The sequence below is a fragment of the Protaetiibacter intestinalis genome (assembly GCF_003627075.1).
GTDB lineage: Bacteria > Actinomycetota > Actinomycetes > Actinomycetales > Microbacteriaceae > Homoserinibacter > Homoserinibacter intestinalis.
The window spans coordinates 1,775,841-1,801,957 of sequence record NZ_CP032630.1; the positions used below are offsets into that span (position 1 = coordinate 1,775,841).

Annotated in this window: 27 protein-coding genes and 1 riboswitch; of the genes, 10 read left to right on the forward strand and 17 right to left on the reverse strand. The window is 72.0% G+C overall.

The features are described from left to right. Nucleotides 1-103: 103 nt before the first annotated feature. From D7I47_RS08380 to D7I47_RS08400, 5 genes are read left to right on the forward strand one after another with little or no spacing between them, the layout of a single operon-like run. The gene (locus D7I47_RS08380) at nucleotides 104-910 is read left to right on the forward strand and encodes an ABC transporter ATP-binding protein (protein ID WP_120762616.1); all 807 of its coding nucleotides are present in this window, start codon (nucleotides 104-106) and stop codon (nucleotides 908-910) included. Next, complete coding sequence (locus tag D7I47_RS08385; protein WP_120762617.1) at nucleotides 907-1,641, forward strand: ABC transporter ATP-binding protein; 735 nt, start codon at nucleotides 907-909, stop codon at nucleotides 1,639-1,641. The genes D7I47_RS08380 and D7I47_RS08385 overlap by 4 nt, the downstream gene beginning before the upstream one ends. Then, nucleotides 1,642-2,520, forward strand: coding sequence for a branched-chain amino acid ABC transporter permease (locus tag D7I47_RS08390; protein WP_120762618.1), 879 nt, complete (start codon nucleotides 1,642-1,644; stop codon nucleotides 2,518-2,520). Then, nucleotides 2,517-3,656 (forward strand): branched-chain amino acid ABC transporter permease, encoded by a 1,140-nt coding sequence (locus D7I47_RS08395; RefSeq protein WP_120762619.1) that lies wholly within the window; start codon nucleotides 2,517-2,519, stop codon nucleotides 3,654-3,656. The genes D7I47_RS08390 and D7I47_RS08395 overlap by 4 nt, the downstream gene beginning before the upstream one ends. 19 nt (nucleotides 3,657-3,675) lie before the next feature. Next, entirely contained in the window at nucleotides 3,676-4,950 is a 1,275-nt protein-coding gene (locus D7I47_RS08400) for an ABC transporter substrate-binding protein (protein ID WP_120762620.1), read from the forward strand. A 122-nt stretch (nucleotides 4,951-5,072) separates the two neighbouring features. Here the strand turns inward: D7I47_RS08400 and D7I47_RS08405 are convergent, their stop codons facing one another. From D7I47_RS08405 to D7I47_RS08425, 5 genes are read right to left on the reverse strand one after another with little or no spacing between them, the layout of a single operon-like run. Then, nucleotides 5,073-6,659, reverse strand: coding sequence for a long-chain-fatty-acid--CoA ligase (locus tag D7I47_RS08405; RefSeq protein WP_120762621.1), 1,587 nt, complete (start codon nucleotides 6,657-6,659; stop codon nucleotides 5,073-5,075). Nucleotides 6,660-6,669: 10 nt separating this feature from the next. After that, complete coding sequence (locus D7I47_RS08410; RefSeq protein ID WP_120762622.1) at nucleotides 6,670-7,917, reverse strand: acyl-CoA dehydrogenase family protein; 1,248 nt, start codon at nucleotides 7,915-7,917, stop codon at nucleotides 6,670-6,672. Continuing rightward, entirely contained in the window at nucleotides 7,917-8,978 is a 1,062-nt protein-coding gene (locus D7I47_RS08415; RefSeq protein WP_120762623.1) for a phosphotransferase family protein, read from the reverse strand. The genes D7I47_RS08410 and D7I47_RS08415 overlap by 1 nt, the downstream gene beginning before the upstream one ends. 32 nt (nucleotides 8,979-9,010) lie before the next feature. Further along, entirely contained in the window at nucleotides 9,011-9,433 is a 423-nt protein-coding gene (locus tag D7I47_RS08420) for an acyl-CoA thioesterase (RefSeq protein WP_120762624.1), read from the reverse strand. A 24-nt stretch (nucleotides 9,434-9,457) separates the two neighbouring features. Continuing rightward, the gene (locus tag D7I47_RS08425) at nucleotides 9,458-10,102 is read right to left on the reverse strand and encodes a QsdR family transcriptional regulator (protein WP_227000546.1); all 645 of its coding nucleotides are present in this window, start codon (nucleotides 10,100-10,102) and stop codon (nucleotides 9,458-9,460) included. 121 nt (nucleotides 10,103-10,223) lie between these two features. On the opposite strand from D7I47_RS08425, the gene D7I47_RS08430 reads away from it, so the two are divergent. From D7I47_RS08430 to D7I47_RS08450, 5 genes are read left to right on the forward strand one after another with little or no spacing between them, the layout of a single operon-like run. After that, the gene (locus tag D7I47_RS08430) at nucleotides 10,224-11,417 is read left to right on the forward strand and encodes an acyl-CoA dehydrogenase family protein (protein ID WP_120762625.1); all 1,194 of its coding nucleotides are present in this window, start codon (nucleotides 10,224-10,226) and stop codon (nucleotides 11,415-11,417) included. 41 nt (nucleotides 11,418-11,458) lie between these two features. Then, complete coding sequence (locus tag D7I47_RS08435) at nucleotides 11,459-12,682, forward strand: acetyl-CoA C-acetyltransferase (RefSeq protein ID WP_120762626.1); 1,224 nt, start codon at nucleotides 11,459-11,461, stop codon at nucleotides 12,680-12,682. A 4-nt stretch (nucleotides 12,683-12,686) separates the two neighbouring features. After that, a complete protein-coding gene (locus D7I47_RS08440) occupies nucleotides 12,687-13,820 on the forward strand; it encodes an alcohol dehydrogenase catalytic domain-containing protein (protein ID WP_120762627.1) in 1,134 nt (377 codons plus the stop codon). After that, on the forward strand, nucleotides 13,817-14,569 hold the full coding sequence (gene fabG, locus D7I47_RS08445; RefSeq protein WP_120762628.1) for a 3-oxoacyl-ACP reductase FabG: 753 nt from the start codon (nucleotides 13,817-13,819) through the stop codon (nucleotides 14,567-14,569). Before D7I47_RS08440 ends, fabG begins: the two co-directional genes overlap by 4 nt. After that, the gene (locus tag D7I47_RS08450) at nucleotides 14,566-15,024 is read left to right on the forward strand and encodes a MaoC family dehydratase (RefSeq protein WP_120762629.1); all 459 of its coding nucleotides are present in this window, start codon (nucleotides 14,566-14,568) and stop codon (nucleotides 15,022-15,024) included. Before fabG ends, D7I47_RS08450 begins: the two co-directional genes overlap by 4 nt. Nucleotides 15,025-15,100: 76 nt before the next feature. Here D7I47_RS08450 and D7I47_RS08455 read toward each other — a convergent pair whose 3' ends face one another. From D7I47_RS08455 to D7I47_RS08510, 12 genes are all read right to left on the reverse strand, one after another. Next, nucleotides 15,101-16,480, reverse strand: a complete 1,380-nt coding sequence (locus tag D7I47_RS08455) for an MFS transporter (RefSeq protein WP_120762630.1) — start codon at nucleotides 16,478-16,480, stop codon at nucleotides 15,101-15,103. A 34-nt stretch (nucleotides 16,481-16,514) separates the two neighbouring features. Continuing rightward, nucleotides 16,515-16,991, reverse strand: coding sequence for a 6,7-dimethyl-8-ribityllumazine synthase (gene ribH / locus D7I47_RS08460; RefSeq protein WP_120762631.1), 477 nt, complete (start codon nucleotides 16,989-16,991; stop codon nucleotides 16,515-16,517). Continuing rightward, nucleotides 16,988-18,268, reverse strand: coding sequence for a 3,4-dihydroxy-2-butanone-4-phosphate synthase (gene ribB / locus D7I47_RS08465; protein WP_120762632.1), 1,281 nt, complete (start codon nucleotides 18,266-18,268; stop codon nucleotides 16,988-16,990). The genes ribH and ribB overlap by 4 nt, the downstream gene beginning before the upstream one ends. Next, a complete protein-coding gene (locus D7I47_RS08470; RefSeq protein ID WP_120762633.1) occupies nucleotides 18,265-18,888 on the reverse strand; it encodes a riboflavin synthase in 624 nt (207 codons plus the stop codon). Before D7I47_RS08470 ends, ribB begins: the two co-directional genes overlap by 4 nt. 1 nt (nucleotide 18,889) lies before the next feature. Continuing rightward, the gene (gene ribD / locus D7I47_RS08475; RefSeq protein WP_120762634.1) at nucleotides 18,890-19,909 is read right to left on the reverse strand and encodes a bifunctional diaminohydroxyphosphoribosylaminopyrimidine deaminase/5-amino-6-(5-phosphoribosylamino)uracil reductase RibD; all 1,020 of its coding nucleotides are present in this window, start codon (nucleotides 19,907-19,909) and stop codon (nucleotides 18,890-18,892) included. Nucleotides 19,910-19,991: 82 nt separating this feature from the next. After that, nucleotides 19,992-20,119, reverse strand: a riboswitch (FMN riboswitch). Between the two features lie 146 nt (nucleotides 20,120-20,265). Next, nucleotides 20,266-20,877, reverse strand: a complete 612-nt coding sequence (locus D7I47_RS08480) for a G5 domain-containing protein (RefSeq protein WP_170154372.1) — start codon at nucleotides 20,875-20,877, stop codon at nucleotides 20,266-20,268. A 78-nt stretch (nucleotides 20,878-20,955) separates the two neighbouring features. Next, a complete protein-coding gene (locus D7I47_RS08485; RefSeq protein ID WP_120762636.1) occupies nucleotides 20,956-21,678 on the reverse strand; it encodes an HAD family hydrolase in 723 nt (240 codons plus the stop codon). After that, nucleotides 21,675-22,235 (reverse strand): GNAT family N-acetyltransferase, encoded by a 561-nt coding sequence (locus D7I47_RS08490; RefSeq protein WP_120762637.1) that lies wholly within the window; start codon nucleotides 22,233-22,235, stop codon nucleotides 21,675-21,677. Before D7I47_RS08490 ends, D7I47_RS08485 begins: the two co-directional genes overlap by 4 nt. Further along, nucleotides 22,235-23,239, reverse strand: coding sequence for a tryptophan--tRNA ligase (gene trpS / locus D7I47_RS08495; RefSeq protein ID WP_120762638.1), 1,005 nt, complete (start codon nucleotides 23,237-23,239; stop codon nucleotides 22,235-22,237). Before trpS ends, D7I47_RS08490 begins: the two co-directional genes overlap by 1 nt. A gap of 14 nt (nucleotides 23,240-23,253) precedes the next feature. Further along, nucleotides 23,254-24,021: an exodeoxyribonuclease III gene (locus D7I47_RS08500; protein ID WP_405083451.1), complete on the reverse strand. Its 768-nt coding sequence runs from the start codon at nucleotides 24,019-24,021 to the stop codon at nucleotides 23,254-23,256. Between the two features lie 76 nt (nucleotides 24,022-24,097). After that, nucleotides 24,098-25,060 (reverse strand): YihY/virulence factor BrkB family protein, encoded by a 963-nt coding sequence (locus D7I47_RS08505; protein ID WP_120762640.1) that lies wholly within the window; start codon nucleotides 25,058-25,060, stop codon nucleotides 24,098-24,100. A 9-nt stretch (nucleotides 25,061-25,069) separates the two neighbouring features. Continuing rightward, complete coding sequence (locus tag D7I47_RS08510) at nucleotides 25,070-26,113, reverse strand: YihY/virulence factor BrkB family protein (RefSeq protein WP_120762641.1); 1,044 nt, start codon at nucleotides 26,111-26,113, stop codon at nucleotides 25,070-25,072. Nucleotides 26,114-26,117: the final 4 nt, after the last annotated feature.

The window sequence follows — 26,117 nt, forward strand, 5'->3', positions numbered from 1 at the left end:
CCCGCTGCGCGGGCTGCTCAACCCGCGGCAGAAACATACCGCCCGGTCGGTAGGTCTGCTACAGTGGCTCGAACGACGACCCGACGACACGATGGAGTGAGCGATGTCCGTCGCCGATTCCGGCATACCCGCACCCGCGGCGCGACTCTCGGTGCGTGAGGTGACGGCCCGCTTCGGGGGCCTGACCGCGCTCGACCGGGTCGGCTTCGAGGTGCACCCCGGCGAGATCGTGGGACTCATCGGCCCCAACGGCGCAGGCAAGACCACGGTGTTCAACATCATCTGCGGGCTCTCGCGCGCCAAGTCCGGCACCGTGCTCGTCGACGGGCAGCCGCGTCCGCGCGCGCACCGGCTCGCCGCCGCGGGTGTCGCCCGCACCTTCCAGGGGCTGGCGCTCTTCCCCGGCCTCACGGTGCGGCAGAACGTCATGGCGGGGCTCTCGGAGCGTGCCCCCGGCATCCTCGGCGGCCTCGTCGGGCTGCCCGCCGGCCCCCGGCACCTCGTCGAGGCGGCCGGCCTCGCGCAGCAGGCGCTCGACGGGCTCGGCATCGGCGACACCGCCGAACGCCACCCCGACGATCTGCCCTACCCGATCCAGAAGCGGGTCGCGCTCGCCCGCGCCCTCGTCGCCCGCCCGCGCCTGCTGCTGCTGGACGAGCCCGCGGGCGGCCTCGGCGAAGACGAGATCACCGAGCTCGGCGAGCTCATCCGCGACGTGGTCGACGAGAACCCCGAGACCGCGGTGCTGTTCGTCGAGCACCACGTCGACCTCGTGATGGCGGTCTCCGACCGCATCGTCGTGCTGGATGCGGGCCGCGTCATCGCGGAGGGCACGCCCGACGAGATCCGGGTGGATCCGGCCGTCGCCGAGGCCTACCTCGGCCACGACGTCGAGGAGGTGGCGCGATGAGCGCCCCCACCGCCGTGCGCACCGCGCTCGCCCTCGACGGCGTCGTCGCCGGCTACGGCCAGGACCCGGCCCTGCACGGTGTCGACCTCGTCGTGCCGGAAGGGGCCATCGTCGCCGTCGTCGGCGCGAACGGCGCCGGCAAGTCGACCCTGCTGCGCACCATCTCGGGGCTGCTGCCGACGAGCGCGGGCGACATCCGCCAGGACGGTCTCTCGCTCGCGGGCGTGCCCGTCGAAGAGCGCATCCGCCGGGGCATCGTGCACGTGCCGGAGCGCCGCCAGGTGATCCCCGAGCTCACCGTGGAGGAGAACCTGCGCCTCGGCGCGCTGTGGCGGCGCGACCCCGCCGAACGCGCGGCTGACACCGCCGAGGTGTACGAGTTCTTCCCCGCGCTCGCCGAACGCCGCCACCGCGCGGGCTCGACGCTCTCGGGCGGTGAACGGCAGATGCTCGCCATCGGCCGGGCGTTCATGGCGCACCCGAAAGTGATGCTGCTCGACGAGCCCTCGCTCGGCCTCGCGCCGAAGGTGGTCGCCGACATCATGTCGATGCTCGCCTGGCTGCGCGCCGAGTTCTCGATCACCGTGCTGCTCGTCGAGCAGAACGTGCGCACCGCCCTCTCCATCGCCGACACCGGCGTCGTGCTGAACCTCGGCCGCGTCGTCGCCACCCGCCCGGCAGCCGAGCTCGAAGCCGACGAGCAGCTGCGCCACCTCTACCTGGGGTTCTGAATGTCGACCATCCTGCTGCTCCTCGGCGCCGGCCTCGCCCGCGGTGCGGTCTTCGCGCTCTTCGCCCTCGCCCTCGTGCTCATCTGGCGGGCCACCCGCATCGCCAACTTCGCCCAGGGTGCCATGGCGGTCGCCTCCGCCTACCTCGCCTATCTCGTGCTCGTCGGCACGGGCTCGTTCCTGCTGGCGATCGTCACGGTGCTCGTCGCGGGCGCCGCGATCGGTTTCGGGATGGAGCGGGGCCTCATGCGCTTCGTGCCGAGCCGCTCGCCGCTCAACTCGATCATCGTCGCGATCGGCGCCGTCATGGTGCTCACCGGCCTGCTCGGCATCCTGTTCGGTGCCGACTACAAGCCGATCGCGGTGCCGTTCAGCCGTGAGCCGCTCGAGTTCGGCGGCGTCGCGGTCGTCTCGCCGTACACGTTGTTCGTGTTCGTCGTCGTGGCGGTCGTGGTGGCGGGCATCGCGGTGCTGTTCACCCGCACCTCGCTCGGACTCGCGATGCGCGCCTCCGCCTTCGACGACGAGGTCGCCCGGCTCAACGGGGTGCGGGTGTCGCGGATGCGCACGATCGGCTGGATGCTGTCGAGCGCGGTCGGCGGCCTCGCGGTGCTGCTCGCGGTGCCCACCGAGCTGGGGCTCGGGCCGCATTCGGGCGACCTGCTGTTCGTCAACGCGTTCACGGTCGCGATCATCGGCGGCCTCGACTCACCCGTCGGCGCCGTCGTCGCCGGTCTGCTGACCGGCGTGCTGCTCACCGTGGTGACCACGCTGTGGGGTGCCACGGTCGGTCCGATCGCGATCCTCATCCTGCTGGTCGTCGTGCTGCTCGTGCGACCGCAGGGCATCTTCTCGCTCCGGAAGGCCCGACTCGCATGACCCGCACCCAGGCCACCGATACGCCCGCGCCCGACGCGATCCGCCCCCGCCACGCGAAGCGCCGGCACTGGCTGCTCGTGCCCGCCGGCTGGTCGCCCCTGCAGCGCTGGGGCGCGACCGTCATCATCCTCGTGCTGGCACTCGCGGGCACCTTCCTGCTCGACCCGTATCGCAACTATCTGCTCGCCCTCGCGACCGCCTACGTGTGCGGTACCGCGGGGCTCTCGCTGCTCGTCGGGCGCACCGGGCAGCTGTCGCTCGGGCACGCCGCGTTCATGGCGGCGGGGGCGTACGCGTTCGCCTTCACCTCGAACGCACTCGCGGACGCGGAGGCGCCGAGCCTCGCCCACCTGCTGCTGCCGTTCCTCGTCGCGGTCGTCGCCTCGAGCCTGCTCGGGCTCGTCGTCGGCATCGCGGGCGCCCGCCTGCACGGCCCCTACCTGGCGGGGCTCACGCTCGCACTCGTCGTAGCCCTGTCGTCGATCACCGCCACCTTCTCGGGCCTGTTCGGCGGGGATGCCGGCTTCTACGTCTCGGTCGAGCGGCGACCCGAGTGGCTCGCCTCGATCATCGCCCAGGAGCAGTGGCAGGCCTGGGTGGGGCTTGTCGTGGCCGCGATCGTGCTCGGCGCCCTCTCGCAGCTCGTGCGCAGCCCCGCCGCCCTCCGCATGCAGGCGGTGCGCGACGACGAGCCCGCCGCCCGGCTCTCGGGCATCGACCCCGTCACGACGCGCGTCGGCATGTTCGGCATCAGCGCCGCCGCCGCGGGCCTCGGCGGCGGCGTGCTCGCCTACGTCACCCAGGCGGTCTCGCCGGGTGCCTACGGGCTCACCCTCTCGCTCTTCCTCCTCGTCGCGGTCGTGATCGGCGGCGTCGGCACCCTCGCCGGCGCGGTCTGGGGGGCGGTCGTCATCGTGCTCGTCCCTGAACTCACCTCCGCCCTGACGGAGGCGCTCCCGCTCCCCGCCGAGCTGTCGCAACGGCTCGACGGGAACCTGGCGATCGTGGTGTTCGGCGTGATCCTCGTCGTCGTCATGCTCGCCGCCCCCCGGGGCATCCACGGCGCCGTCGCAGGCCTTGTCAGCCGCCTGCGCCGGCATCGGGGGCGCCCCGGCGCACCAACCCCCACCACCTGAAATCACGAAAGGAACCACGATGACGCAACCGCACGCACGTGCGACGACGGTGTCCGCGATCGCGCTTGCAGTAGCAGGCGCGCTGGTGCTGTCATCCTGCAGCACGCCCGGCTCGGAGGCGCAGCCGGGTCTCACCGACGACTCGGTGAAGGTCGGCACCCACCAGCCGCTGACCGGCCCGGCCGCCGCATCCTATGCGCCGATCTCGGCGGCCACCGCAGCCTACTTCGACTACGTGAACGCGAACGGCGGCATCAACGGCCGCACGATCGAGTACATCGTCAAGGACGACGGCTACAACCCGGCCACCACCCAGACGGTGGTGCGCGAGCTCGTGCTCGAGGACGAGGTGTTCGCGATCCTGGGCGGCCTCGGCACCCCCACACACAGCTCGGTGCTCGACTTCCTGAACGAGAACGAGGTGCCCGACCTGTTCGTCTCGTCCGGCTCGGCCGCCTGGAACCAGGTCGAGAAGTACCCCTTCACCTTCGGCTTCCAGACCGACTACGTGACCGAGGGCATGGTGCTCGGCCAGTACATCTCGGAGGAGTTCGCCGACGAGAAGGTGTGTCTCTTCGGCCAGGACGACGAGTTCGGCACGGATGTGCGGGCCGGCCTCGAGCTGATCCTCGGTGCCGACGGACTCGCCGAGGTGCAGAGCTATTCGGTGTCGAACCAGGACGTGGCGGCGCAGATCGTGGCGTTGCAGTCGGCCGGCTGCGAGGTCAACGTGCTCGCCACGATCACCGGTTTCACGGCGCTCGCGATCGGCACGGCCGCCCAGCTGAAGTACTTCCCGCAGTGGGTATCGTCGTCGTCTGGCGCCGACTACGGTCCGCTCGCCGGCTACCTCGGCGACGCCGCCCCGCTGCTGCTCGAGGGCTTCATCTCGGACAACTACCTTCCGTCGGCGACCGAGTCGGAGAACAACTGGATCGAGCTGTTCCGCGAGGTCAACGACGAGTACAACGACGGTGCCGAGTTCACCGGCTCGGTCGTCTACGGCATGGCGATGGGCTACCTGTTCGCGGAGGCGCTGCTGCACGCCGGCAAGCACCCGACGCGCGAGGGCCTCGTCTCGGCGGTGCAGTCGGGTGACCTGAAGGGCTCCGGCCTCGTGCCGCTCGCCTTCGGCGTCGACAACCACTCGGGCTACGTCGGTGCGGGCATCACGGTCGTGCATGACGGCATCCAGGGTGCGATCGAGGGCAAGCGCTGGGTGCGCGAGGGCGACACGGTGGTCCCGTGGGACAACCCGCCGGTCGAGCTCCTCTCCGGCGGCATCCCCAGCTGATCCCGCACACGAAGGGCCCCGGATGCACTGCATCCGGGGCCCTCTTCGCGCCACCACCGGTGCGGATGTGGCGGTGGTGGCGCGACGGGTCGAAGGAGGGCGGGGTTGGAGGAGGTGGAGGATTACGCGGTCGGCGCCGGCTGGAACCGCACCACGAGCTCGCGCTTGAGCACCTTGCCGGAGGCGCCCACCGGCAGCTCGGTCACGAGGTGCACGACGCGCGGGAACTTGTAGGCGGCGATGCGGTCGCGCACGAAGGCGATGAGCTCCTCGGCGTCGACGGCGTCGTCGTGCGGGATGACGGCCGCGTGGATCTCCTGGCCGTGGGTGTCGTGGGCGACGCCGAAGACGGCGGCGTTGACGACGCCCGGATGGCGCAGCAGCACCTGCTCGACCTCGTTCGGGTACACGTTGTAGCCGTTGCGCACGATCATGTCCTTCTTGCGGTCGACGATGGTGATGTAGTCGTCGTCGTCCTTGATGCCGAGGTCGCCGGTGCGGAACCAGCCGTCGGTGAAGGTGGCCTCGGTGGCGTCGGGGCGGCCGAGGTAGCCGGCGAACAGGTTGTAGCCGCGCACCACGATCTCGCCGAGTTCGCCGTGCGGCAGCAGCACGATGGCGTCCTCGTTCTCGGGGTCGGCGATCTCGACGTCGACGCCCCAGTTGGGCTGCCCGACGGTGCCGGGGCGCGGGGTGCGGCCGACGTAGTTGAAGCTCACCGTCGGCGAGGTCTCGGTGAGTCCGTAGCCTTCGTGTATGGGCGCGCCGAACACCTCCTGGAAGCGTTCGAGCACCGCCACGGGTAGGGCCGCGCCGCCCGACACGGCGAAGTTGAGCGGCGGCCGCGCATCCGTCTGCTCGGCGGCCTGCAGCATCCCGATGTACATGGTGGGCACGGCGGTGAACACGGTGGCGCCGTATGCCGCCATGAGCTCGATCGCCTCGACGGCGTCGAACTTGGGCAGCAGGATGATGGAGCCGCCGCGCCGGAAGGTCACGTTGAGCACCGCCATCTGCCCGAAGATGTGGAACAGCGGCAGTCCGCCGAAGACGACCTCGTCACATGTCATCGGGAAGGTGTCGATGAGGGCGACGTTGACCTGCTCGATCATGTTCAGGTGCGTGCCGATGGCGCCCTTGGGGGCGCCCGTGGTGCCGCTCGTGTAGAGCACGGTGGCGGCGTCGAGGGGCGAGGTTGAGGCGTAGCGCTCGATCGGGGTGGCCGCGGCGGCTTCGGCCTCCAGCCGCAGGATGCCCTTCTCGGCGGCGATCGCCTCGGGCAGCAGCACGGTCGTGAGCGGCACCTGCGCGCGGGCGCACGCGACGGCGGCCTCCTCGAGCACGGGGGCGGCGACGACGGCGAGCTTCGCGCCGGAGTCGCGCAGCACGTACTCGATCTCGTCTGCCTTGAACAGCAGGTGCACGGGCACGACGACCGCGCCGAGCGAGAGCACCGCGTAGTACACCCGCACGAAGTCGGGCACGTTGGGGATGACGATCGCCACCCGGTCACCGGGGCCGATGCCGCGCTCGCGCAACGCGCCCGCGTAGGCGCGGGTCTGGTCCCACAGGGCGCCGTAGGGGATGGTGTGCCCCATGAAGTGCAGCGCGGGGCGCTCGGGCTGGCGGTGGGCGGTCTCGGCGAGGATCGCGGCGATCGACATCGTCGCGTAGCCGGGCCCGTCGTAGAGCTTCGAGGTGGCGGTCATGGCGTGCCTCTCAGGGTCGGGCCGTCTCCGTCGACGGCGCGGTTCGGGGTGCGGTGGCGGGGGTGCGGAGCAGGGCCCGGCCGAGGGACTCGAGGTGCACCTCGTCGGGCCCGTCGGCGATCCGCAGGGTGCGGATGCCGGCGGCGAACTCGGCGAGCGGGGTGTCGGCGGAGACGCCGGCCGCGCCGAAGAGCTGGATGACGTCGTCGACGATGCGCCCGACGGCGGCGGGCACGGCGATCTTGATGGCCTGGATCTCGGTGCGGGCGGCCTTGTTGCCGACGGTGTCCATGAGCCAGGCGGTCTTGAGCACGAGCAGCCGCAGCGCCTCGAGCTCGGTGCGCGCGGCGGCGATGCGCTGCCGGATGACGCCGTGCTCGGCGAGCGGCCGCCCGAAGGCGACGCGCGCGTGGGCGCGTTCGTGGGCGAGGTGCAGGGCGCGCTCGGCCTGCCCGAGGGCGCGCATGCAGTGGTGGATGCGGCCGGGGCCGAGGCGCGCCTGGGCGATCGCGAAGCCGTCGCCCGCCCCGCCGAGCAGGTTCCCGATGGGCACCCGCACCCCTTCGAAGGCGATCTCGGCGTGCCCGCCGTGGTCCCGGTCGTCGTAGCCGAACACGGTGAGCGGGCGGATGATGCGCACGCCGGGGGTGTCGCGCGGCACGAGCACCATCGACTGGCGGCGGTGAGGTTCGGCATCCGGGTCGGTGACGCCCATCACGATGAGCAGCCGGGCGTCCGGGTTCATGGCGCCCGTCGACCACCACTTGCGCCCGGTGGTGACGAGCTCGTCGCCGTCCTGCTCGATGCGGGTGGCGATGTTGGTGGCGTCGGAGGAGGCCACCTCCGGCTCGGTCATGCAGAACGCCGAGCGGATGCGGGCCTCGAGCAGCGGTTCGAGCCACGCCTGCCGCTGCTCGGGGGTGCCGAAGCCGTGCAGCAGCTCCATGTTGCCGGTGTCGGGTGCGTTGCAGTTCATGGCGGCGGGGGCGAGCCGCGGGCTCCAGCCGGAGAGCTCGGCGACGGGCGCGTATTCGAGGTTGCTGAGGCCCGCCTCGTGACCGGGCAGGAAGAGGTTCCAGAGGCCTCGGCGCCGCGCCTCGACCTGCAGCTCCCGCACGATCGGGCGGGTGCCCCACTCGTCGGGGGTGGCGGCGAGCTGCTCCTCGAAGGCGGTTTCGGCAGGCAGCACCGCCTCGTCGAGGAAGGACCGCATCCGCTCGGTGTACTCGGCGGCTCGTGCGGAGGGGGCGAAGTCCATCAGGCTCGCACCCCCTCGAGTCGGCGCAGTCCCGCGGCGGCGAGCAGGGGCACGAGTTCGCCGACGTGGTCGAATCCGGCGCCGAGGGTCTCGCCCTGGTCGTGACGCAGCTGGATGCCCTCCAGGATGATGGCGAGCTTGGCGGCGGCGAAGCCCGTGTACCAGCCGAGTTGCGGCACCTCGATGCCGCGCGCCTCGGCGTAGGCGTCGAGCAGCTCGTCGAAGCCGGGGTAGCCGGCGGCCGGATCGACGGAGGTGCGGCTGACGGGGGAGTCGCCGGTCACCTCGGCGATGTCCCAATAGAGGCCGAGGAGGCCGAGGTCGGTGAGCGAGTCGCCGAGGGTCGCCATCTCCCAGTCGAGCACGGCGGCGATCCGCGGGCCGTCGGCGCTGCGCTGCACGATGACGTTGTCGAGCCGGTAGTCGCCGTGCACGAGCGAGCTGTGCAGGGTCGCGGGGACGCCGGCGCCGAGCCGCTTGAGCAGACGGTCGAGCTCGGGCAGCTCGCGGAACCTGTTGCCCTGGTACTGGGTCGCCCAGCGGCGGAGATTCCTCTCGAGGAATCCGTCGGGGCGGCCGAAGTCGGCGAGTCCGACTGCGGCGGGTTCGATGCTGTGCAGCTCGGCGAGGGTGCGGATGAGCGCGAAGCTCACGCCGCGCAGCTCTTCGGACGTCCAGCCGGTGTTGTCGGCGAGGTCGTCGAGGATCTCGCCCTCGACGTACTCCATGAGGGTGAACTCGGTGCCGACGCCGGCGCTGCCGTCGGCGTCGGCATCCCACAGGTACTGCTTCGGCACGGGCACCGCGGTGCCGTTCAGCGCGCTCTGCACCCGGTGCTCGCGCGCCATGTCGTGCGCGGTCGAGAGCACGTGCCCGAGTGGGGGGCGGCGCAGCACGAGCGGATCCGCGGCACCGCGGATGCGGTAGGTGAGGTTGCTGAGGCCGCCGGTGAGCAGCCGGGCGCTGAGCGGGCCGTCGCCGCGCAGTTCGGGGGCGCGGGCGCCGAGCCACGCCTCGAAGGCGCGGATGTCGAGACCCGTGGGGGAGACGCCGTCGTCCATGCCGGCAACCGTAGCATACCGGCTGGTCGGTTTTAAGCCGGATCGATCATGAGTTCGCCCTCGATCGCCGCGCGCAGCGCATCCGGGATCGGCGTCGGGCGGCGATGCTCGCGATCGACGAACACGTGCACGAAGGTGCCGGTGGCGAGCAGCTCGTCGTCCGAGTCGCGGAAGATGCCCGTCTCCCAGGTGACGCTCGTCGTGCCGACACGCCCCGCGCGCACCCCCACCCGGAGCGTCTCGGGGAAGCTGCCGGAGGCGCGGTACTCGCACGACGACGCGACGATCACCCCGATCACCTCGCCGCGCTCCGGGTCGAGCGCGCCGGTGCCGATCATCCAGGTGTTGACCGCCGTGTCCATCGCCGCGTAGTACACGACGTTGTTGACATGGCCGTAGACGTCGTTGTCGTTCCAGCGGGTGGGGAAGGGGTGGTGCCAGCCGTAGCCGCTCATGCTCATCCTCGGGTCTCGGGCGGGTCAGGCGCCGAGCACGAGGGCGAACGCCGCCCGCGCCCGCTCGGCGCTCGGCTCCTCGCCGGCGATGAGGTCGGCGTAGGAGAAGGTCTCGGAGATGCGCACGATGAGGTACGCGAGGTCGTGGCGGGGCAGCGCCGGGCGCCCCGCCTCGGGGGCGTGGGTGGCGAGCAGCTCCTCGACGGCGGCGACGTAGCGACGCTGGATCTCGGACTCGCCCGTGGTCATGAGCCGCAGAGCGCGCTGCGGCTCCCGCGCGAGGAAGTCGCGGAAGTACGGCGCCGTCACGAGCCCGTCGGCGAAGCGGCCGAGGACGTCGACGACGCGCTCCGCGCCCTCGCCCGTCGCCTGCTCCTCGGCGTGGTCGAGGCTCGCCTGGGCGAGCGACCACAGCACCTCGGCGAGCAGCGCGTCCCGGTTGCCGACCCAGCGGAACAGCGAGGTGCGGTCGACGCCGAGCTCGGCCGCGAGCGGGCCCATCTCGATGCGCTCGCCCGCGAGGAAGGCGCGCCGGGCGAGCTGGAAGGCCCGGGCCGCGTCGCGGTGCGGCACCTCGCCGTGCAGCCGCGCCGAGAGGGCGCTCGGCACGAGCCTCGTGGCGCGCGATCCGACGCCGGGTTCGGCGGGCGTCATGGGCGCGTCGGGCATGTCCCGAATGGTAGCCCGAATACGCACGCTTGCAACATCCGCAAAAATGTTGCATAGTCATCCCGCCACCGCTCGACGACCCCGGGCGGGCCGGAATCAGACGACCGCGACGGAGCGAGACATGACGACAGCAACCCTCGAGCGAACCCTCGACGTGGACTTCTATCACGTGCAGGAGCTGCTGGCCGACGAGGAGCAGGAGCGGGCCGTCCGCATCCGCGAAGCCCTCGAGCAGCACGTGACGCCGATCATCGAAGACCACTGGGAGCGCGCCGAGTTCCCGCACCAGATCAAACCGATCTTCCCCGAGCTCGGCGTCTACGGCCCGCTCTGGGAGGAGTCGCGGCTGTGGGAGAACACCGCCCTCTACCGCGGCTGGGTGGCCCTCGAGTTCGGCCGCAACGACGCCTCCGTCGCCACCTTCGTCGGCGTCCACTCCGGTCTCGCCATGAACGCGATCGGCATGTGCGGCGACGCCGGCCAGCGCGCCGAATGGCTGCCGAGGATGGCGCGCGGCGAGCTCATCGGCGCATTCGGGCTCACCGAACCGCTGCACGGCTCCGACACCGCACGCGGCCTCGAGACCACCGCCCGACGGGTCGGCGGCGAGTGGGTGCTCGACGGCGCCAAGCGCTGGATCGGCAACGCGACCTTCGCGGATGTCGTGGTGATCTGGGCGCGCGACGTCGCCGACGACCAGGTCAAGGGCTTCATCGTCGAGACCGCCACCTCACCCGGATTCACCGCCACCAAGATTGAGCGCAAGCAGAGTCTGCGCGTTGTGCAGAACGCCGACATCACGCTCGAGGGCGTGCGCGTTCCCGAGGAGCGTCGCCTGCAGCTCGGCAACGGCTTCCGCGACACCGCCCGCGTGCTCGCCCTCACCCGCGCCGAGGTGGCGTGGCAGGCGGTCGGCAACGCCGTCGGCGCCTACGAGGCGGCCGTGCGTTACGTCACCGAGCGCGAGCAGTTCGGCCGCCCGCTCGCCTCCTTCCAGCTCGTCCAGGACCTGCTCGCGCGCTCGCTAGGCAACATCACCGCCTCGATCGCGATGTGCACCCGCCTCAGCCAGCTGATGGATGAGGGCCGCCCCTACGACCAGCAGGCGGCGCTCGCCAAGGCCTTCGTCACCGCCCGCGGGCGCGAGGTCGTCGGCTGGTGCCGGGAGGCGCTCGGCGGCAACGGCATCCAGCTCGACCAGGGCGTCGCCCGGCGCTTCGCGGACGCCGAGGCGCTCTACACCTACGAGGGCACCTACCAGATGAACAACCTCATCGTGGGTCGCTCGATCACCGGCAAGAGCGCCTTCGTCTGAGTCGTATTCCGATACCCGCATCCGTCTCGAAGGAGAGAATCGTGCCCGACGCCGTCATCGTCTCCGTCGCCCGCACCCCCATCGGCCGAGCCTTCAAGGGCTCGTTCCGAGAGGAGCGTCCCGACGACCTCGCCGCCTTCGCGGTGCAGACCGCACTCGATCAGGTACCCGAACTCGACCCGACCACGGTCGAGGACCTGCTGCTCGGCTGTGGTCTGCCCGGCGGGCAGCAGGGCATGAACATGGGCCGCATCGTCGCCGTGAAGCTCGGCCTCGACGCGGTTCCCGGCGCCACCATTACGCGCTACTGCTCGTCGAGCCTGCAGACCACCCGGATGGCGTTGCACGCCATCAAGGCGGGCGAGGCCGAGGTGCTCATCTCGGCGGGCGTCGAGTCGGTGTCGGCCTCGGTCTACGGCAACTCCGACTACGTGACGGGGCAGGACTTCGAGAACCCGGCCTTCGCGGAGGCCACCGCCCGTACCGCCGCGCGGGCGGCATCCGAGGAGCCGTGGCGCGACCCGCGGAACGACGGCGTCCTGCCCGACCCGTACATCGCGATGGGGCAGACCGCCGAGAACGTCGCCGAGCTGATGGGCATCAGCCGCGCCGAGCAGGACGAGTTCGCCTGCCTCAGCCAGAACCGCGCCGAGCAGGCCATCGCGTCCGGCTTCTACGCGCGTGAGATCACCCCGTACACCCTCGCCGACGGCACGGTCGTCGCGGGCGACGACGGTCCGCGCGCCGGCACCACGATCGAGGCCCTCGCCGGGCTGCAGCCGGTGTTCCGCGCGCACGGCACCGTCACGGCAGGCAACGCCTGCCCGCTCAACGACGGCGCCGCCGCGCTCGTCATCATGAGCGACACCAAGGCGCGGGAGCTCGGTCTCACCCCTCTCGCCCGCATCCTCTCGACCGGTGTCACCGGACTCAGCCCCGAGATCATGGGCCTCGGCCCCGTCGAGGCGAGCCGCCAGGCGCTCTCCCGCGCCGGCCTCACGATTGACGACGTCGATCTCGTCGAGATCAACGAGGCCTTCGCCGCGCAGGTGATCCCCTCGGCGCGCGAGCTCGGCATCGGCTGGGAGAAGCTCAACGTGCACGGGGGCGCGATCGCCGTCGGCCACCCCTTCGGCATGACCGGCGCCCGCATCACCGGCACGCTGCTCAACGGCCTGCGCACCACCGGCGGCACGCTCGGCCTCGAGACGATGTGCGTCGGCGGAGGCCAGGGCATGGCGATGGTGCTCGAGCGGCTGAGCTGAGTCGATGCGCATCCGAGGGGCGGTGCTCGAGCGGACGGGGGATCCCCGTCCCTACGTCGAGTCACGCCCGCTCGCCGTGCGCGAGCTCGAGCTCGACCCGCCGGGTGCGGGCGAGCTGCTCGTGCGCATCGAGGTCGCCGGGGTCTGTCACTCCGACCTCTCGGTCGTCGACGGCAGCCGTCCGCGGCCCGTGCCCATGCTGCTCGGGCACGAGGCCGCCGGCATCGTCGAGGTGCTCGGTGCGGGCGTGACGGATGTCGCGGTCGGCGACCGCGTCGTCATGACGTTCCTGCCGCGCTGCGGTGCGTGCGCCGGCTGCGCGAGCGCGGGGCGGATGCCGTGCGAGCCCGGCAGCGCCGCGAACGCCGCGGGAGAGCTGCTCGGCGGCGGCCACCGCCTCCACGCCGACGGCGCCTCGATCGCGCACCACCTGGGCGTCTCCGCCTTCGCCGACCACGCCGTCGTCTCGCGGCGCTCGGTCGTACCCGTGCCCCGCGACCTCCCCGCCGAGGTGGCGGCGCTACTCGGCTGCGCCGTGCTCACCGGCGGCGGCGCCGTGCTCAACGCCGCCCGGCCCGCACCGGGCGAACCGGTCCTCGTCGTCGGGCTCGGCGGTGTCGGCATGGCGGCGCTGCTCGTCGCCCGCGCCCTCGGCCACCCCGTGATCGCGGTCGACGCCCGCGACGACAAGCTCGCCGCGGCCCGCGCCCTCGGTGCCGATCGCGCCGTCCTCGCCGAGGAGCTCGCGGCATCCGGGGTGCGTGCGCCCGTCGCGATCGAGGCGGCAGGGCACCCGGCGGCGTTCGAGGCGGCCCTTGCCGCCACCGCCCCCGGCGGCACGACCGTCACGGTCGGCCTGCCGCACCCCGACGCGCGCGCGAGCGTCTCGCCGCTCGTGCTCACCGCCGAGGCCCGCACCGTCGTCGGCAGCTACCTCGGCAGCTCGGTGCCCGAACGCGACATCCCGCGCTACGTCGAACTGTGGCGCGCCGGACGCCTGCCCGTCGAGGCGCTCGTGAGCGACCGCATCCGCCTCGACGACATCGTCGCCGCCTTCGACACCCTCGCCGAGGGTGCTGCGCTGCGGCAGCTCATCGTCTTCGACACCCCGACCCCGTCCCCGGAAGGAACCCCATGACCGAGAGAGTCGCCATCGTCACCGGAGCCGCCCGCGGCATCGGCGCCGCCATCGCCCGCCGCCTCGCCTCCGACGGCCACGCCGTCGCCGTCGTCGACCTCGACGAGGCCGCCACCTCCGAAACCGTCGAAGCGATCCGCGCGGCGGGCGGCCGCGCCGTCGGCGTCGGCGCCGACGTCGCCGACGAGACGCTCGTCGCCTCCGCGATCGAACGCGTCGTGGCCGAACTGGGTGCGCCCACGATCCTCGTCAACAACGCCGGCATCCTGCGCGACAACCTGCTGTTCAAGATGACCGCCGACGACTGGGATGCCGTGCTCGGCGTGCACCTGCGCGGCGCCTTCCTCATGACCAAGGCCGTGCAGGCGCACATGGTGGATGCCGGCTGGGGCCGCATCGTGAACCTCTCGTCCACCTCGGCGCTCGGCAACCGCGGGCAGGCGAACTATGCGGCCGCGAAGGCCGGCATGCAGGGTTTCACGAAGACCCTCGCGATCGAGCTGGGTCGTTTCGGTGTCACCGCGAACGCGATCGCGCCCGGCTTCATCGTGACCGAGATGACGGCCTCGACCGCGCGCCGCGTCGGCATGGAGCCGGACGACTTCTTCGCGCTCATGGCGAAGGAGATTCCGGTCGGCCGCGCGGGCGAGCCCGACGACATCGCCGCGGTCGCCTCGTTCTTCGTGCGCGAGGAGGCCTCGTTCACCAACGGCCAGGTCATCTATGTGGCCGGCGGGCCGCGCGCATGAGCGCCGTCTTCGCCGACCCGCGCGAGCTGCTGGATGCTGTGGGCACCGAGCTCGGCGCGGGGGAGTGGTTCGAGGTCGACCAGGACCGCATCGCACGCTTCGCCGACGCGACCGACGACCACCAGTGGATCCACCTCGACGAGGAGCGCGCGGCATCCGGCCCCTTCGGCTCGACGATCGCGCACGGCTACCTGACGCTCTCGCTGCTGCCCGCGCTCTCGCACGGGCTGCTCGAGATCGGCAACCTCGCGATGGCCGTCAACTACGGGCTCGACACCGTGCGCTTCCTGCAGCCGGTGCCGGCCGGCTCACGCGTGCGCGCCTCGGCCGTCATCTCCGCCGCCGAGGCGACCGCGATCGGCATCCGCGTCTCCCAGAGGGTGACCGTCGAGATCGAGGGGCACGACAAGCCCGCCCTCGTCGCCGAGGCGATCGCCCTCTTCGTGCCCGCCTGAGTCCCCGAAAGTACGTACTTTTGGGCCCGAAACACCCCTGCGCGCCCCCAAAGTACGTACTTTCGCGGAGAGGAGGTTACGGCAGCGCCTCGGGGAGCTCGGCATCCACGTCATCGAGCGAGATGTCCTTCGTCTCCCGGCCGACGAGCAGCGCGATGAGCGTGAGAGTCGCCATCACCGAGAGGTAGACGCCCACCCAGACGGGGCTGCCCCCACCGGTCTGCCACAGCCACACCGCGATGAACGGCGCCACCGCGGCGCCCAGGATCGACGACACGTTGTACGAGATCCCGGATCCCGTGTACCGCAGCGCGGTCGGGAACAGCTCCGGCAGCAGGGCCCCCATCGGGCCGAAGGTGAAGCCCATGAGGGTGAAGCCCAGCACGAGCCACAGCACGACGCCGACCGTTCCGGCCGACAGCAGCGGCACCCACAGCAGACCGAACAGGATGATGGCCGCGGTGATGACGATGAGCGTCGGGCGGCGTCCGAAGCGGTCGGCGAGCGGCCCCGAGACGAGGGTGAAGATGCCGAAGAACACGACGCCGAAGATCATCATGAGCACGAACGTCGTGTACTCGTAGCCGAGTCCCGGTACCGGCGCATCCGTCGCCGCGCGCCCGTAGCTGAGCGAGAACGTGGTCATCAGGTAGAAGAGCACGTAGGTGGCGAGCATGTAGAAGGTGCCGAGGATCAGCTGGCGCCAGTGCGTGCGGAACACCGTCGCGAGCGGCACCTTGGCGAGCTTGCCCGCGGTCGCCGCCTTCGAGAACGTCGACGACTCGACGAGCCGCAGCCGCACCCAGAGGCCCACGATCACCATGACGGCCGAGAACAGGAACGGGATGCGCCAGCCCCACTCGAGGAAGGCGTCGGAGGGGCGGGAGGGGTCGTCGGAGGGCAGCACGGCCGCGATGACGAGGAACAGCCCGTTGGCGATGATGAAGCCGATCGGGGCGCCGAGCTGCGGGAAGGTGCCGTACCAGGCGCGCTTGCCGGCCGGTGCGTTCTCGGTCGCGACGAGCGCGGCTCCCGACCACTCCCCGCCGAGCGCGAAGCCCTGCGCGAGGCGCAGCACGACGAGCAGCAGCGGGGCGAGCCAGCCGACGAGCGCATAGGTGGGCAGCACGCCGATCAGGAAGGTCGCGATGCCCATCGTGAGCAGCGCCCCGACGAGCGTCACCTTGCGGCCGCGCCGGTCGCCGAGGTGGCCGAAGAAGATCGCGCCGAGCGGGCGCGCCACCATGGCGGCACCGAAGATCGCGAACGACGACAGCAGCGCCGTCGTCTCGTCGCCGGGCGGGAAGAACAGGTGGGGGAACACCAGCACGGCCGCGGTGGCGTAGACGTAGAAGTCGTAGAACTCGATCGTGGTGCCGATGAGGCTCGCGACGACGACGCGGGCGCGGGGATTGGCCGGCGCCGTCGTGGGCGCGGGGGAGGCTGCACTGCTCATGGCATCCAGCCTGGCACGCCCGAGCGCTTTCCGGTCACCGGCCGTGGATGCGCGCGAGCACCCGGGCGGTCGCGAGCACGGCCTCCGCGGCCTCCTGGCCCTTGTCCTCCTTGGAGCCGGGGAAGCCGGCCCGGTCGATGCCCTGCTGCTCGTCGTCGAGGGTGAGCACCCCGAAGCCGACCGGCTTGCCGGTGTCGAGGGCGACCCGGGTGAGGCCGTCGGTCGCGGCGTTCGAGACGAAGTCGAAGTGCGGCGTGCCCCCGCGGATGATCACGCCGAGCGCGACCACGCCATCCGCCCCCGCGTCGAGCGCCGCCTTCGCGACGACGGGCAGCTCGAAGCTGCCGGGCACCCGGATCACCTCGACCTCGGCACCGGATGCGGCGAGGGTGCGCAGCGCTCCCGTCAGCAGCCCTTCGGTGATCTTCTCGTGCCAGGTGCCGGCGACCACCGCGATGCGGAGCCCCGCGCCGTCGTGGTCGAGTTCGGTGGGACGGCCCTCGCCGCTCATGCCGGGTTCCTCTCGCTCGTGAGGCGCGCAGTGAGCGCCTCATGGGTGGGCAGCGCGTGGCCCATGCGGTCGCGCTTGGCGTCGAGGTAGCCCTCGTTGAACTCGCCCACGCCGACGACGAGCGGCACGAGGGCCTCGACCTCGACACCCCGCTCGGCGAGCTGCCGGGCCTTCTCGGGGTTGTTGGAGAGCAGCCGCACGCGGCCGATGCCGAGATCCTTCAGGATGCCGACCGCCGCCCCGTAGTCACGGGCGTCGGCGGGCAGCCCGAGGGCCAGGTTCGCGTCGAGCGTGTCGAAGCCGTCCTCCTGCAGGCGGTAGGCGCGCAGCTTGTTGATGAGGCCGATGCCGCGCCCCTCCTGGCCGCGCAGGTAGACGACCACGCCGCCCTCCGCCTGGATGGTCGCGAGCGCCGCGTCCAGCTGCGGCCCGCACTCGCACTTGAGCGAGCCGAACGCCTCGCCCGTGAGGCACTCGGAGTGCACGCGCACGAGCGCGCCGTCGCGCGGCTCGCCCGAGATCCACGCGACGTGGTCGGCGCCCGTCGAACGGTCGCGGTAGGCGCGCACCCGGAAGGTGCCGTGCGAGGTGGGCACGTGGGTCTCGACCTCGAAGGTGACGCGCTGCCACTCGGGGATCACGACCTCCGCCTTCGGGTCGCGCTCGCAGCGACGCTCCTCCATGAAGCGGATGAGGGCCTCGATCGTGATGACGGGCACCCCTTCGCGCTCGCCGAGCCGGATGAGGTTCGGCAGGCGCATCATCTCGCCGTCCTCGTCGACGATCTCGGCGATCGCGGCGACGGGGGTGAGGCCCGCGAGCTTCATGAGGTCGACCGACGCCTCGGTGTGGCCGTCGCGTTCGCGCACCCCTCCGTCGACGGCGCGCAGCGGCAGGATGTGGCCGGGGCGGCTGAGGCTCGCCGGGATCGACTCGGGGTCGGCGAGCACCCGCAGGGTGTGGGCGCGGTCGGATGCCGAGATGCCGGTCGAGAGGCGGTCGGCCGCGTCGACGGAGACCGTGTAGGCGGTGCCGCGCGGGTCCTCGTTGTGCTCGACCATCGGCGGCAGCGCGAGCCGATCGGCGATCGCGTTCGTCATGGGCGCGCAGATGAAGCCCGACGAGTGCCTGACCGCCCACGCGATCCACTCCTGGCTGGCCGTCTCGGCGGCGAGCACCACGTCGCCCTCGTTCTCGCGCCCCTCGTCGTCGGCCACGATCACCGGTCGGCCGGCGCGCAGCGCCTGCAGGGCGGTGGGGATGTCGCTCAGGCTCATCGGCGTGCTCCTTCGTTCGTCAGCGCGAGCATCCGCTCCACATGCCGCGCCAGGATGTCGGTCTCGACGTTCACGCGGGCACCCGGCACGAGCGCCCCGTGGGTGGTCGCGGTGAGGGTCTCGGGGATGAGCGACACCTCGAACCACTGCTCGGCTTCATCCGGATCCGACACCGTGCTCACCGTGAGCGAGGTGCCGTCGACCGCGATCGAGCCCTTGCGGGTGACGAGCGGGGCGAGGTCGGGGGAGAGCGAGAAGCGCACGACGCGCCAGCTGCCCTCGTCCTCGACCGCGAGCACGGTCGCGGTGCCGTCGACGTGACCCTGCACGATGTGGCCGCCGAGGCGGTCGCCGACGGCGGCTGCGCGCTCGATGTTGACGCGGTCGCCGGGCCGGCGGTCGCCGATCGTGGTGACGTCGATCGAGACGCCCATGACATCCGCGGTGAACCAGTCCTCGCCCTGGTCGACGACCGTCAGGCACACGCCCGAGACGGAGATCGAGTCGCCGTGGGAGGCGTCGGAGACCGCGAGCGGGGCGCGCACGGTGATGCGGGCCGCGTCGCCCGTGGGCTCCCAGGCGAGCACCTCGCCGAGCTCCTCGATGATTCCGGTGAACATGTCAGTTCCCTTCCGTGGGTCGTGCCGTCACGAGCAGGTCGTCGCCGAGCTGCTCGACGCCCGTGATGACGAGGCGCCGCGCCTCGGCCATGGTCGTGATGCCGAGCTCGCCGATCGCGAGCCGGTCGCCGCCGAGCAGCGCGGGTGCGAGGTACACGGCGTACTCGTCGGCGAGGCCCGCCGCGACGATCGCCGAGGCGAGCGTCGGCCCGCCCTCGACGTACACGCGACGGATGCCGCGGACGTCGAGTGCGGCGAGCACGCGCTCGAGGTCGCGGGTGCCGGTCTCGAGGAGACCCGCCGGGTGGTGCCGCAGGGCCGCATCCGCGGGCACGGCGCGTTCGCCGACGACGACGGGCAGCGGCTGGTGGGGGAGCAGCTCGCCGCCGTCGCCGCGCGCCGTGAGGGCGGGGTCGTCGGCGAGCACCGTGCCGCTGCCGACGAGGATCGCGTCGGATGCCGCCCGCTGCTCGTGCACGCGCTGCCGGGCCGCGGTGCCCGTGATCCAGCGGCTCGTGCCGTCGGCGGCGGCGGCGCGGCCGTCGAGGGTCGAGGCCCACTTGACGGTCACCCAGGGGCGGTGCCGCGCGACCGCGGTCAACCAGATGTGCAGGAACGCCGTCACCTCGTCCGCGAGCACGCCGGGGATCACCTCGACGCCCGCCGAGCGCAGCCGCTCGGCGCCGCCCGCAGACTCGTGCCCCGGGTCGGAGACGGCGTAGACGACCCGCTCGACGCCCGCGGCGATGAGCGCCTCGCTGCAGGGGCCGGTGCGGCCGGTGTGGTTGCAGGGCTCGAGTGTCACCACGGCGGTGAGCCCCCGCGCGTCGGCCACCCGCGAGAGGGCATCGACCTCCGCGTGGGCCGTGCCCGCGCCGTGGTGCCAGCCCTCGGCGACGACGGTGCCGGACGCGTCGAGCAGCACGCAGCCCACCTGCGGGTTGCCGCCGGTGACGGGCCCGCGCGCGGCGAGGTCGAGGGCGCGGCGCATGGCGGCGTCGTACGAGACGGTCTCGGCCATGGCATCCCTTCCGGTTCCGGTCCGGGGATGCGCGACGCGAGGCGACGCCCGCCGACGGATGCCGAAACCGGCCGCCGCCGACGCGTGCTTCCTCTCATCCGGACTTTGACCGTCGGTCCCGGAATTCCACCGGATCGGCCCCATTCCTTGCGGAACGGGGTTCGCGGACTATCACCGCCGGTGCGGATTTCCACCGCCCCCGGAGCACGTGTTGCTTGTTCTGGAGTCTACAACGCACCCGCGACGCGTACATTCCCCCGCGTCACCCGACGACGCTGACCGGTCGGTTTCCGGCCCCATTCGCGCCGCATGAGGCGAAGAACCGACCACTCGGAAGGAACTGCGGGCGCCTCGCGTCAGTCGCAGGCGATTCCATCACCGTCTCGGTCGAGGTCGTAGATGTCCGTACCGATCACCCGAACCGGCCCCCGCACATAGGCGGGACCGTTGCCGCTTCCTCCCGCACAATCGACGTCGCTCGCAATCGGCACGCATGCCCCCGAATAATTCGGATCGCACCCGCTGGTATCTACGACAGGCGCGGGAGCCGGTTGGCGCGTGCCCACCGCGGTGATCTCGGGAACGGGTGCGACGGTGATCTCGTCGCCCGTCGCGATGCGCGAGGATTCGACACCGTCGACGTACGTGACCTCGTAGGTGATCGACCGGGTGCCGTCTGCGCCTTGCTGCACGACCGCGGACGAGCCGACGTCCCGGTTCGGGTCGTCTTGTGTCGTGTGCTCGAACGCAACCGGCTCGGTGACGACGATGACCTTCTCGGTCACCGCGGGCGTGCGGGTCGGCTCGGGCGATGAGGCACGAGAAGGAGAGTTCGTCTGAGGTAGTTCCGCGATCCGTCGCGGCGTGGCGGAGGCGCAGCCGACCACGGTGCAGCCGAGAAGCAGGGCGACGCCCGCGGCGACAGCCCGCGGCCAGGTCGCCCGGTCGTTGGAGAGCATGCTCGTCACGGTCGCCTCCATTCGACGACGAGGGTCCTCTGGCCGGCGTCTCCCGTCAACTCCCCCGTCACGGGGTCGCGTCACGGGTCAGGCGAGCAGGGCGGGCAGCTCGGCGAGGGTGCGGATGACGGGCACGCCCTCGGCGGCGGCCTCGGCGAGCTGCTCGGGGGTCGCGGCAGCGGGACGGTCGATCCAGACGCCGAGCAGGCCCGCGCGGGCCGCGCCGATCGCATCCGTGTGCAGACGGTCGCCCACGTAGCAGGCCGCGGATGCCGTGGTGCCGAGCTGCGCGACGGCGAGCTCGAAGATGCGCGCGTCGGGCTTCGCCACCCCGACCTCGCCGCTCGCGACCAGGTGCTCGAGCGGGATGAGCGCATCCAGGCCCACGGCGACCGCCTTCGAGGTCTGGAAGCGGAGGTCGCCGTTGGTGATGATCCCGAGCGTGCGCGGCGCGATCGCGGCCAGGCACGCGGCGGCGTCGTCGTGCAGCCGCCAACTCGTCTCGTAGTGCGCGCGGTACTGCTCGAACCAGGCCTCGGCCGCCTCGTCGTCGAGCTCGATGCCGTAGGGTGCGACGAAGCCGCGCGCCCGCGCACGTCGCTGCCCCAGGTAGTCGAGCTCGCCCGCGAGGTAGCGGTGGTAGTGCTCCTCCTCGAGCGCGCTCCAGCGCGCGTACTCGCTCGCCCGATCGGCCGCGGCGAGCTCGCCGCCGAGCGTGCTGCGGTGGGCGTGGATGCCGGCCTCGACGGACTCGCGGTGCGCGAACAGCGTGTCGTCGAGGTCGAAGAGCACCGCCCGGATGCCGCTCACAGCGGCCAGCCCTCGTGCGCCGAGCCGTCGTCGGAGCGCAGCCGGTGGGCGTGCCAGCCGTTCGGGAACGAACCGTCGCGGAAGCGCACCTCGACGGGACGCTCACCGTCGTAGCGGAACCCGGCCGCGCGGGCGACGCGCGCCGACGCGACGTTGCCGGCGACCGCCTCCCAGCCGATCCGGTCGAGTTCGGGGGTCGTCTCGAACACCCAGTCGACGACCGCCCGCAGCGCCTCCGTCATGTACCCGCGGCCGCGTGAGGGTGCTCCGAGCCAGAACCCGACGTCGCCGCGTGGCGGACGCCAGCCGATGTCGCCGAGCTGCGGGCCGTCCTCGCTCTCGCGGATCGCCCACGACAGTGCCTCGCCCGAGGCCCAGCCGGCCGGCACCATGCGGCCGATGTAGAACTCCGAATCCTCGCGGGTGTACGGCCAGGGCAGCGACGCGAGCATCGTGCCCATGACCGGCTCCTGCAGCAGGGCCGTCGCGTGGTCGACGTCGTCCAGCCGCGCCGGCGACAGCACGAGCCGCTCGGTGCGCAGCGCGACCGGCTCCATCAGCGTCTCGGCAGGAAGCCCACGCGGTCGTAGACGCGGGCGAGCGTCGCCTCGGCGATCTCGTTCGCGCGGTCGGCGTTCACCGCGAGCACCCGGTCGAGCTCGGCCGGGTCGGCGAGCAGCTCGAGCGCCCGCTCGCGCACCGGGCCGAACTCGGCCACCACGGCATCCGCGACGGCGCCCTTGAGGTCGCCGTAGCCGCGCCCCGCGAACTCGTGCTCGAGCGACTCGACCGAGGTTCCGCCGAGCACCGACAGCAGGGTCAGCAGGTTCGAGACCCCGGGCTTGCCGACCGGGTCGTAGTGGATCGAGCCGTCGTTGTCGGTGACGGCCGACTTGATCTTCTTCACGAGGCGGCTGGGTTCGTCCAGCAGCCACAGGATGCCGTTCTCGGTCTCGCCCGACTTCGACATCTTCGACCCCGGGTTCTGCAGGTCGTAGACCTTCGCCGTCTCCTTGAGGATCGACACCTCCGGGATCACGAACGTCTCGCCGAAGCGCGTGTTGAAGCGCTGGCCGAGGTCGCGCGTGAGCTCGATGTGCTGGCGCTGGTCCTCGCCGACGGGCACGATCTCGGCGTCGTACAGCAGCACGTCGGCCGCCTGCAGGATCGGGTAGGTGAACAGGCCCACGGACGCGGAGTCCGCACCCTGCTTGGCGGTCTTGTCCTTGAACTGGGTCATGCGGCTCGCCTCGCCCATGCCCGTGATGGTGTTGAGCACCCAGGCGAGTTGGGCGTGGGCGGGCACGTGCGACTGCACGTAGAGGGTGGATGCCGAGGGGTCGATGCCGGCGGCGATGTACTGCGCCGCGGTGCGGCGGGTCTTCTCGCGCAGGGTCGCCGGATCCTGCGGCACGGTGATCGCGTGCAGGTCGACGACGCTGAACACGGCGTCGTAGTCGCGCTGCAGCTGCTTCCACTGCAGGAGGGCGCCGATGTAGTTGCCCGCGTGGAGCGAGTCGGCGGAGGGCTGCATGCCCGAGAACAGGCGGGGCTTGGTCATGAGGGTCCTTGAGGTCAGAGGGAATAGTCGACGACGACGGGGGCGTGGTCGGACCATCGCTCGTCGTAGGCGGCTGCCCGATCGACCGTGTAGGAGACCGCGGTGTCGGCGAGGGCCGGCGTCGCCAGGTGGTAGTCGATGCGCCACCCGGTGTCGGTGTCGAAGGCCTGGCCGCGCTGCGACCACCAGGTGTACGGACCGGGCACCTCGCCCGCGAAGCGGCGGCCCACATCCACCCAGCCGAAGCCGGCTCCGGCGTTGTAGCCCTCCTCGCCCTCCGCGCCGAGGAAGCGGTCGAAGTACGCGCGCTCTGCGGGCAGGAAGCCGGCGCGCTTCACGTTGCCCTTCCAGTTCTTGATGTCGAGGGTGCGGTGCCCGACGTTGAGGTCGCCCACGACGAGCGACAGCGGGTTGTGCTCGGCGAGCTTCGGCAGTCGCTCGGCCATGGCATCCAGGAACTTGTACTTCTCGACCTGCTTGGGGGTGTCGGCCTCGCCCGAGTTCACATAGGTGGAGACGACCGTGACGATCGTGCCGTCGACGTCGTAGTCGGCCTCGAGCCAGCGTCCGGCGGAGTCGAAGTCGTCGGGGCCGAAGGTGACCCGGTGGATCTCGGCCTTGCGTCGGCTCGCCAGGGCCACGCCCGCGCGGCCCTTCGCCGTCGCGGGGTCGTGCAGCACGTCCCACTCGGGCCCGAGCAGCGCCGTCAGGTCGTCGGTCTCGGCGCGCACCTCCTGCAGGGCCAGGATGTCGACGCCGCGCGGGGCGAGCCACTCGCCCATGCCCTTGCGGTAGGCGGCGCGCACGCCGTTGACGTTGACGGTGGCGATGCGGAGGGGGCGGGACACGCCTCCAACTCTAGCCAGCGCCCACGACCTCGTCGCCCGCCGTCTGCGGCCGTGCGACGGGCTCCCTGGCCCCCTCGCTCAGCGGCACCCCCGCATCCCGCATGCTCAGGAACACCCAGCACGCCGAGAGCAGCACCACCTGCGAGGCGAGGGTGAACCACGCCAGCAGGGTGATGATGACGGCGAAGCCGGCGAGCAGCGGATTGGCCGGGATGGCGCCCAGCACGAGTGCGCCGAACACCTGCAGCGCGGCGAGCACGACGGCGCCGCGTGCGGCACCCGGCAGCAGGAACCGCAGCGGGATGCGCGCCCCCGCGAGCACCCGGTAGAGGATCGCCAGCAGCACCGTGTCGATCGCGAGCACGAGCACGAGCGACAGGGCGCGCGCCCCCACCTCCGAGGCGACCGTGTCGCGGATGCCGAGGGCCTCGAGCGCGTCGTCGAGCGCGGCACCGGCGGTCGCCGCGACGGCGGCGGACGCCAGCAGCAGCAGGCTGAAGCCGATCGCGAGCGCGAAGTCCTTGAGCCACAGCAGCACGAAATGGGTGCGCGGCGACGGCAGGTCGGCGATCAGCAGCACCGCGTCGCGGGCGCCCGAGAGCCAGGAGACGGCCGTGAACACGAGCGCCACGAGCGCCACGACGCCCGTCCAGCTGAGCACGGTCGTGCCGATGAGTGCGGCGGGGTCGATCGCGCCACCGGTGCCGGTGTCGATGAGGCCGGGCACGAGCGCGTCGAGGAGGCCGAGCAGGGCGTCGCGCAGCCGCGAGTGGGCGGGCGCGAACAGTTCGAACGAGGTGAAGGCGAGCCACATCCCGGCGAACACCGCGAACACGGCCTCCTGCGAGAGGCCCGCCGCGAGCAGCGGTCCGCGGTGACGGAGGTAGTCGCGGTACACGCGCACCGCCATGCGGTCGCGGAACCGGTGCCGCAGCGCGGCGGCGGGGGTCCGCGGCGCGCCCTCCTCGTCCATGGCGACACGTTAGCGGGCGCGGCCCCCGAACAGTCGTCTCCAGAACCCGGGTTTCCGCTCGGCCGCCAGTTCCGCGCGCAGCTCCTCCCTGAGGCGCTCGCGCTCGGCCGCCTCGGCCTCCGCCTGCTCGGCCGCGAGCCGCCTGTCGAGCGGCACCCCGGCATCCTGCATCGACACGAACACCCAGCAGGCCGCGATGAGGATCACCTGGCAGATGAGGGTGAACCAGATGAGCAGACCGATGATCACCGCGAAGCCCGCGAGCAGCGGGTTGTTGGTGGCCCCGCCGAGCAGTGCGGTGCCGAGGATCTTGAGCACCCCGAGGGCGAGGGCGCCGAGCAGCGCGCCCTGCACGAGGAAGCGGAGCGGGATGTGCACCCCCGCGAGCACCCGGTAGAGCGCCGCGAGCACGAGCGTGTCGAGCACGAACATGAGCCCGATCGTCAGGACGCGGGCGGCGATCGTCGTCGAGGCGGAGTCGCGGATGCCGAGCCAGTCGAGCACGCCGTCGAGCGCCTGCGAGGACAGCACCGAGAGGGCGGAGGAGACGAGCAGCAGCGCGCCGAAGCCGATCGCGAGCCCCAGATCCTTGAGCTTGAGCAGCAGGAAGTTGGTGCGGGGCCCCGGCAGGTCGCCGATGACCCGGATGGCGTCCCGCGCCGAGGCGAGCCAGCCGAGCGCTGTGAAGAACAGGCCGACGAGCGCGACGGCACCCGTCCAGCCGAGGACGGCCGGGTTGATGAGGTCGTCCGGTTTGATGGCGCCGCCCTCGCCGGTGTCGATGAGGCCGGGCACCGCGTTCGCGAGCAGGGTGAGCAGTGCATCCTGCAGCTCGGCGTTGCCCGCCAGCACGATGCCGAACACCGAGAACGCCACCCAGATGGCGGCGAACACCGCGAAGATCGCCTGGTTCGACAGGCCCGCCGCGAGCAGCGGGCCGCGGTGGGCGCCGTAGGCCAGGAACACCCGCACGGGCTTGAGCCGCATGACCCACGCGACGACGCCCTGCACCCACGCGACGAGCGCGGGCGGCCGCTTCGCATCCGGCGCCATGACG

What these genes read in the sequence shown, in the direction of transcription:
- trpS (WP_120762638.1), bottom strand. Translation starts at nt 23,239, where the DNA reads ATGACCAAGCCCCGCCTGTTCTCGGGCATGCAGCCCTCCGCCGACTCG.
- D7I47_RS08505 (WP_120762640.1), bottom strand. Translation starts at nt 25,060, where the DNA reads ATGGACGAGGAGGGCGCGCCGCGGACCCCCGCCGCCGCGCTGCGGCAC.
- D7I47_RS08405 (WP_120762621.1), bottom strand. Translation starts at nt 6,659, where the DNA reads ATGACCGCCACCTCGAAGCTCTACGACGGGCCCGGCTACGCGACGATG.
- D7I47_RS08380 (WP_120762616.1), top strand. Translation starts at nt 104, where the DNA reads ATGTCCGTCGCCGATTCCGGCATACCCGCACCCGCGGCGCGACTCTCG.
- D7I47_RS08415 (WP_120762623.1), bottom strand. Translation starts at nt 8,978, where the DNA reads ATGGACGACGGCGTCTCCCCCACGGGTCTCGACATCCGCGCCTTCGAG.
- D7I47_RS08450 (WP_120762629.1), top strand. Translation starts at nt 14,566, where the DNA reads ATGAGCGCCGTCTTCGCCGACCCGCGCGAGCTGCTGGATGCTGTGGGC.
- D7I47_RS08400 (WP_120762620.1), top strand. Translation starts at nt 3,676, where the DNA reads ATGACGCAACCGCACGCACGTGCGACGACGGTGTCCGCGATCGCGCTT.
- D7I47_RS08425 (WP_227000546.1), bottom strand. Translation starts at nt 10,102, where the DNA reads ATGCCCGACGCGCCCATGACGCCCGCCGAACCCGGCGTCGGATCGCGC.
- D7I47_RS08430 (WP_120762625.1), top strand. Translation starts at nt 10,224, where the DNA reads ATGACGACAGCAACCCTCGAGCGAACCCTCGACGTGGACTTCTATCAC.
- D7I47_RS08410 (WP_120762622.1), bottom strand. Translation starts at nt 7,917, where the DNA reads ATGGACTTCGCCCCCTCCGCACGAGCCGCCGAGTACACCGAGCGGATG.
- D7I47_RS08390 (WP_120762618.1), top strand. Translation starts at nt 1,642, where the DNA reads ATGTCGACCATCCTGCTGCTCCTCGGCGCCGGCCTCGCCCGCGGTGCG.
- ribH (WP_120762631.1), bottom strand. Translation starts at nt 16,991, where the DNA reads ATGAGCGGCGAGGGCCGTCCCACCGAACTCGACCACGACGGCGCGGGG.
- D7I47_RS08395 (WP_120762619.1), top strand. Translation starts at nt 2,517, where the DNA reads ATGACCCGCACCCAGGCCACCGATACGCCCGCGCCCGACGCGATCCGC.
- D7I47_RS08385 (WP_120762617.1), top strand. Translation starts at nt 907, where the DNA reads ATGAGCGCCCCCACCGCCGTGCGCACCGCGCTCGCCCTCGACGGCGTC.
- D7I47_RS08500 (WP_405083451.1), bottom strand. Translation starts at nt 24,021, where the DNA reads ATGGGCGAGTGGCTCGCCCCGCGCGGCGTCGACATCCTGGCCCTGCAG.
- D7I47_RS08440 (WP_120762627.1), top strand. Translation starts at nt 12,687, where the DNA reads ATGCGCATCCGAGGGGCGGTGCTCGAGCGGACGGGGGATCCCCGTCCC.
- D7I47_RS08510 (WP_120762641.1), bottom strand. Translation starts at nt 26,113, where the DNA reads ATGGCGCCGGATGCGAAGCGGCCGCCCGCGCTCGTCGCGTGGGTGCAG.
- D7I47_RS08490 (WP_120762637.1), bottom strand. Translation starts at nt 22,235, where the DNA reads ATGGAGCCGGTCGCGCTGCGCACCGAGCGGCTCGTGCTGTCGCCGGCG.
- ribB (WP_120762632.1), bottom strand. Translation starts at nt 18,268, where the DNA reads ATGAGCCTGAGCGACATCCCCACCGCCCTGCAGGCGCTGCGCGCCGGC.
- ribD (WP_120762634.1), bottom strand. Translation starts at nt 19,909, where the DNA reads ATGGCCGAGACCGTCTCGTACGACGCCGCCATGCGCCGCGCCCTCGAC.
- fabG (WP_120762628.1), top strand. Translation starts at nt 13,817, where the DNA reads ATGACCGAGAGAGTCGCCATCGTCACCGGAGCCGCCCGCGGCATCGGC.
- D7I47_RS08420 (WP_120762624.1), bottom strand. Translation starts at nt 9,433, where the DNA reads ATGAGCGGCTACGGCTGGCACCACCCCTTCCCCACCCGCTGGAACGAC.
- D7I47_RS08455 (WP_120762630.1), bottom strand. Translation starts at nt 16,480, where the DNA reads ATGAGCAGTGCAGCCTCCCCCGCGCCCACGACGGCGCCGGCCAATCCC.
- D7I47_RS08470 (WP_120762633.1), bottom strand. Translation starts at nt 18,888, where the DNA reads ATGTTCACCGGAATCATCGAGGAGCTCGGCGAGGTGCTCGCCTGGGAG.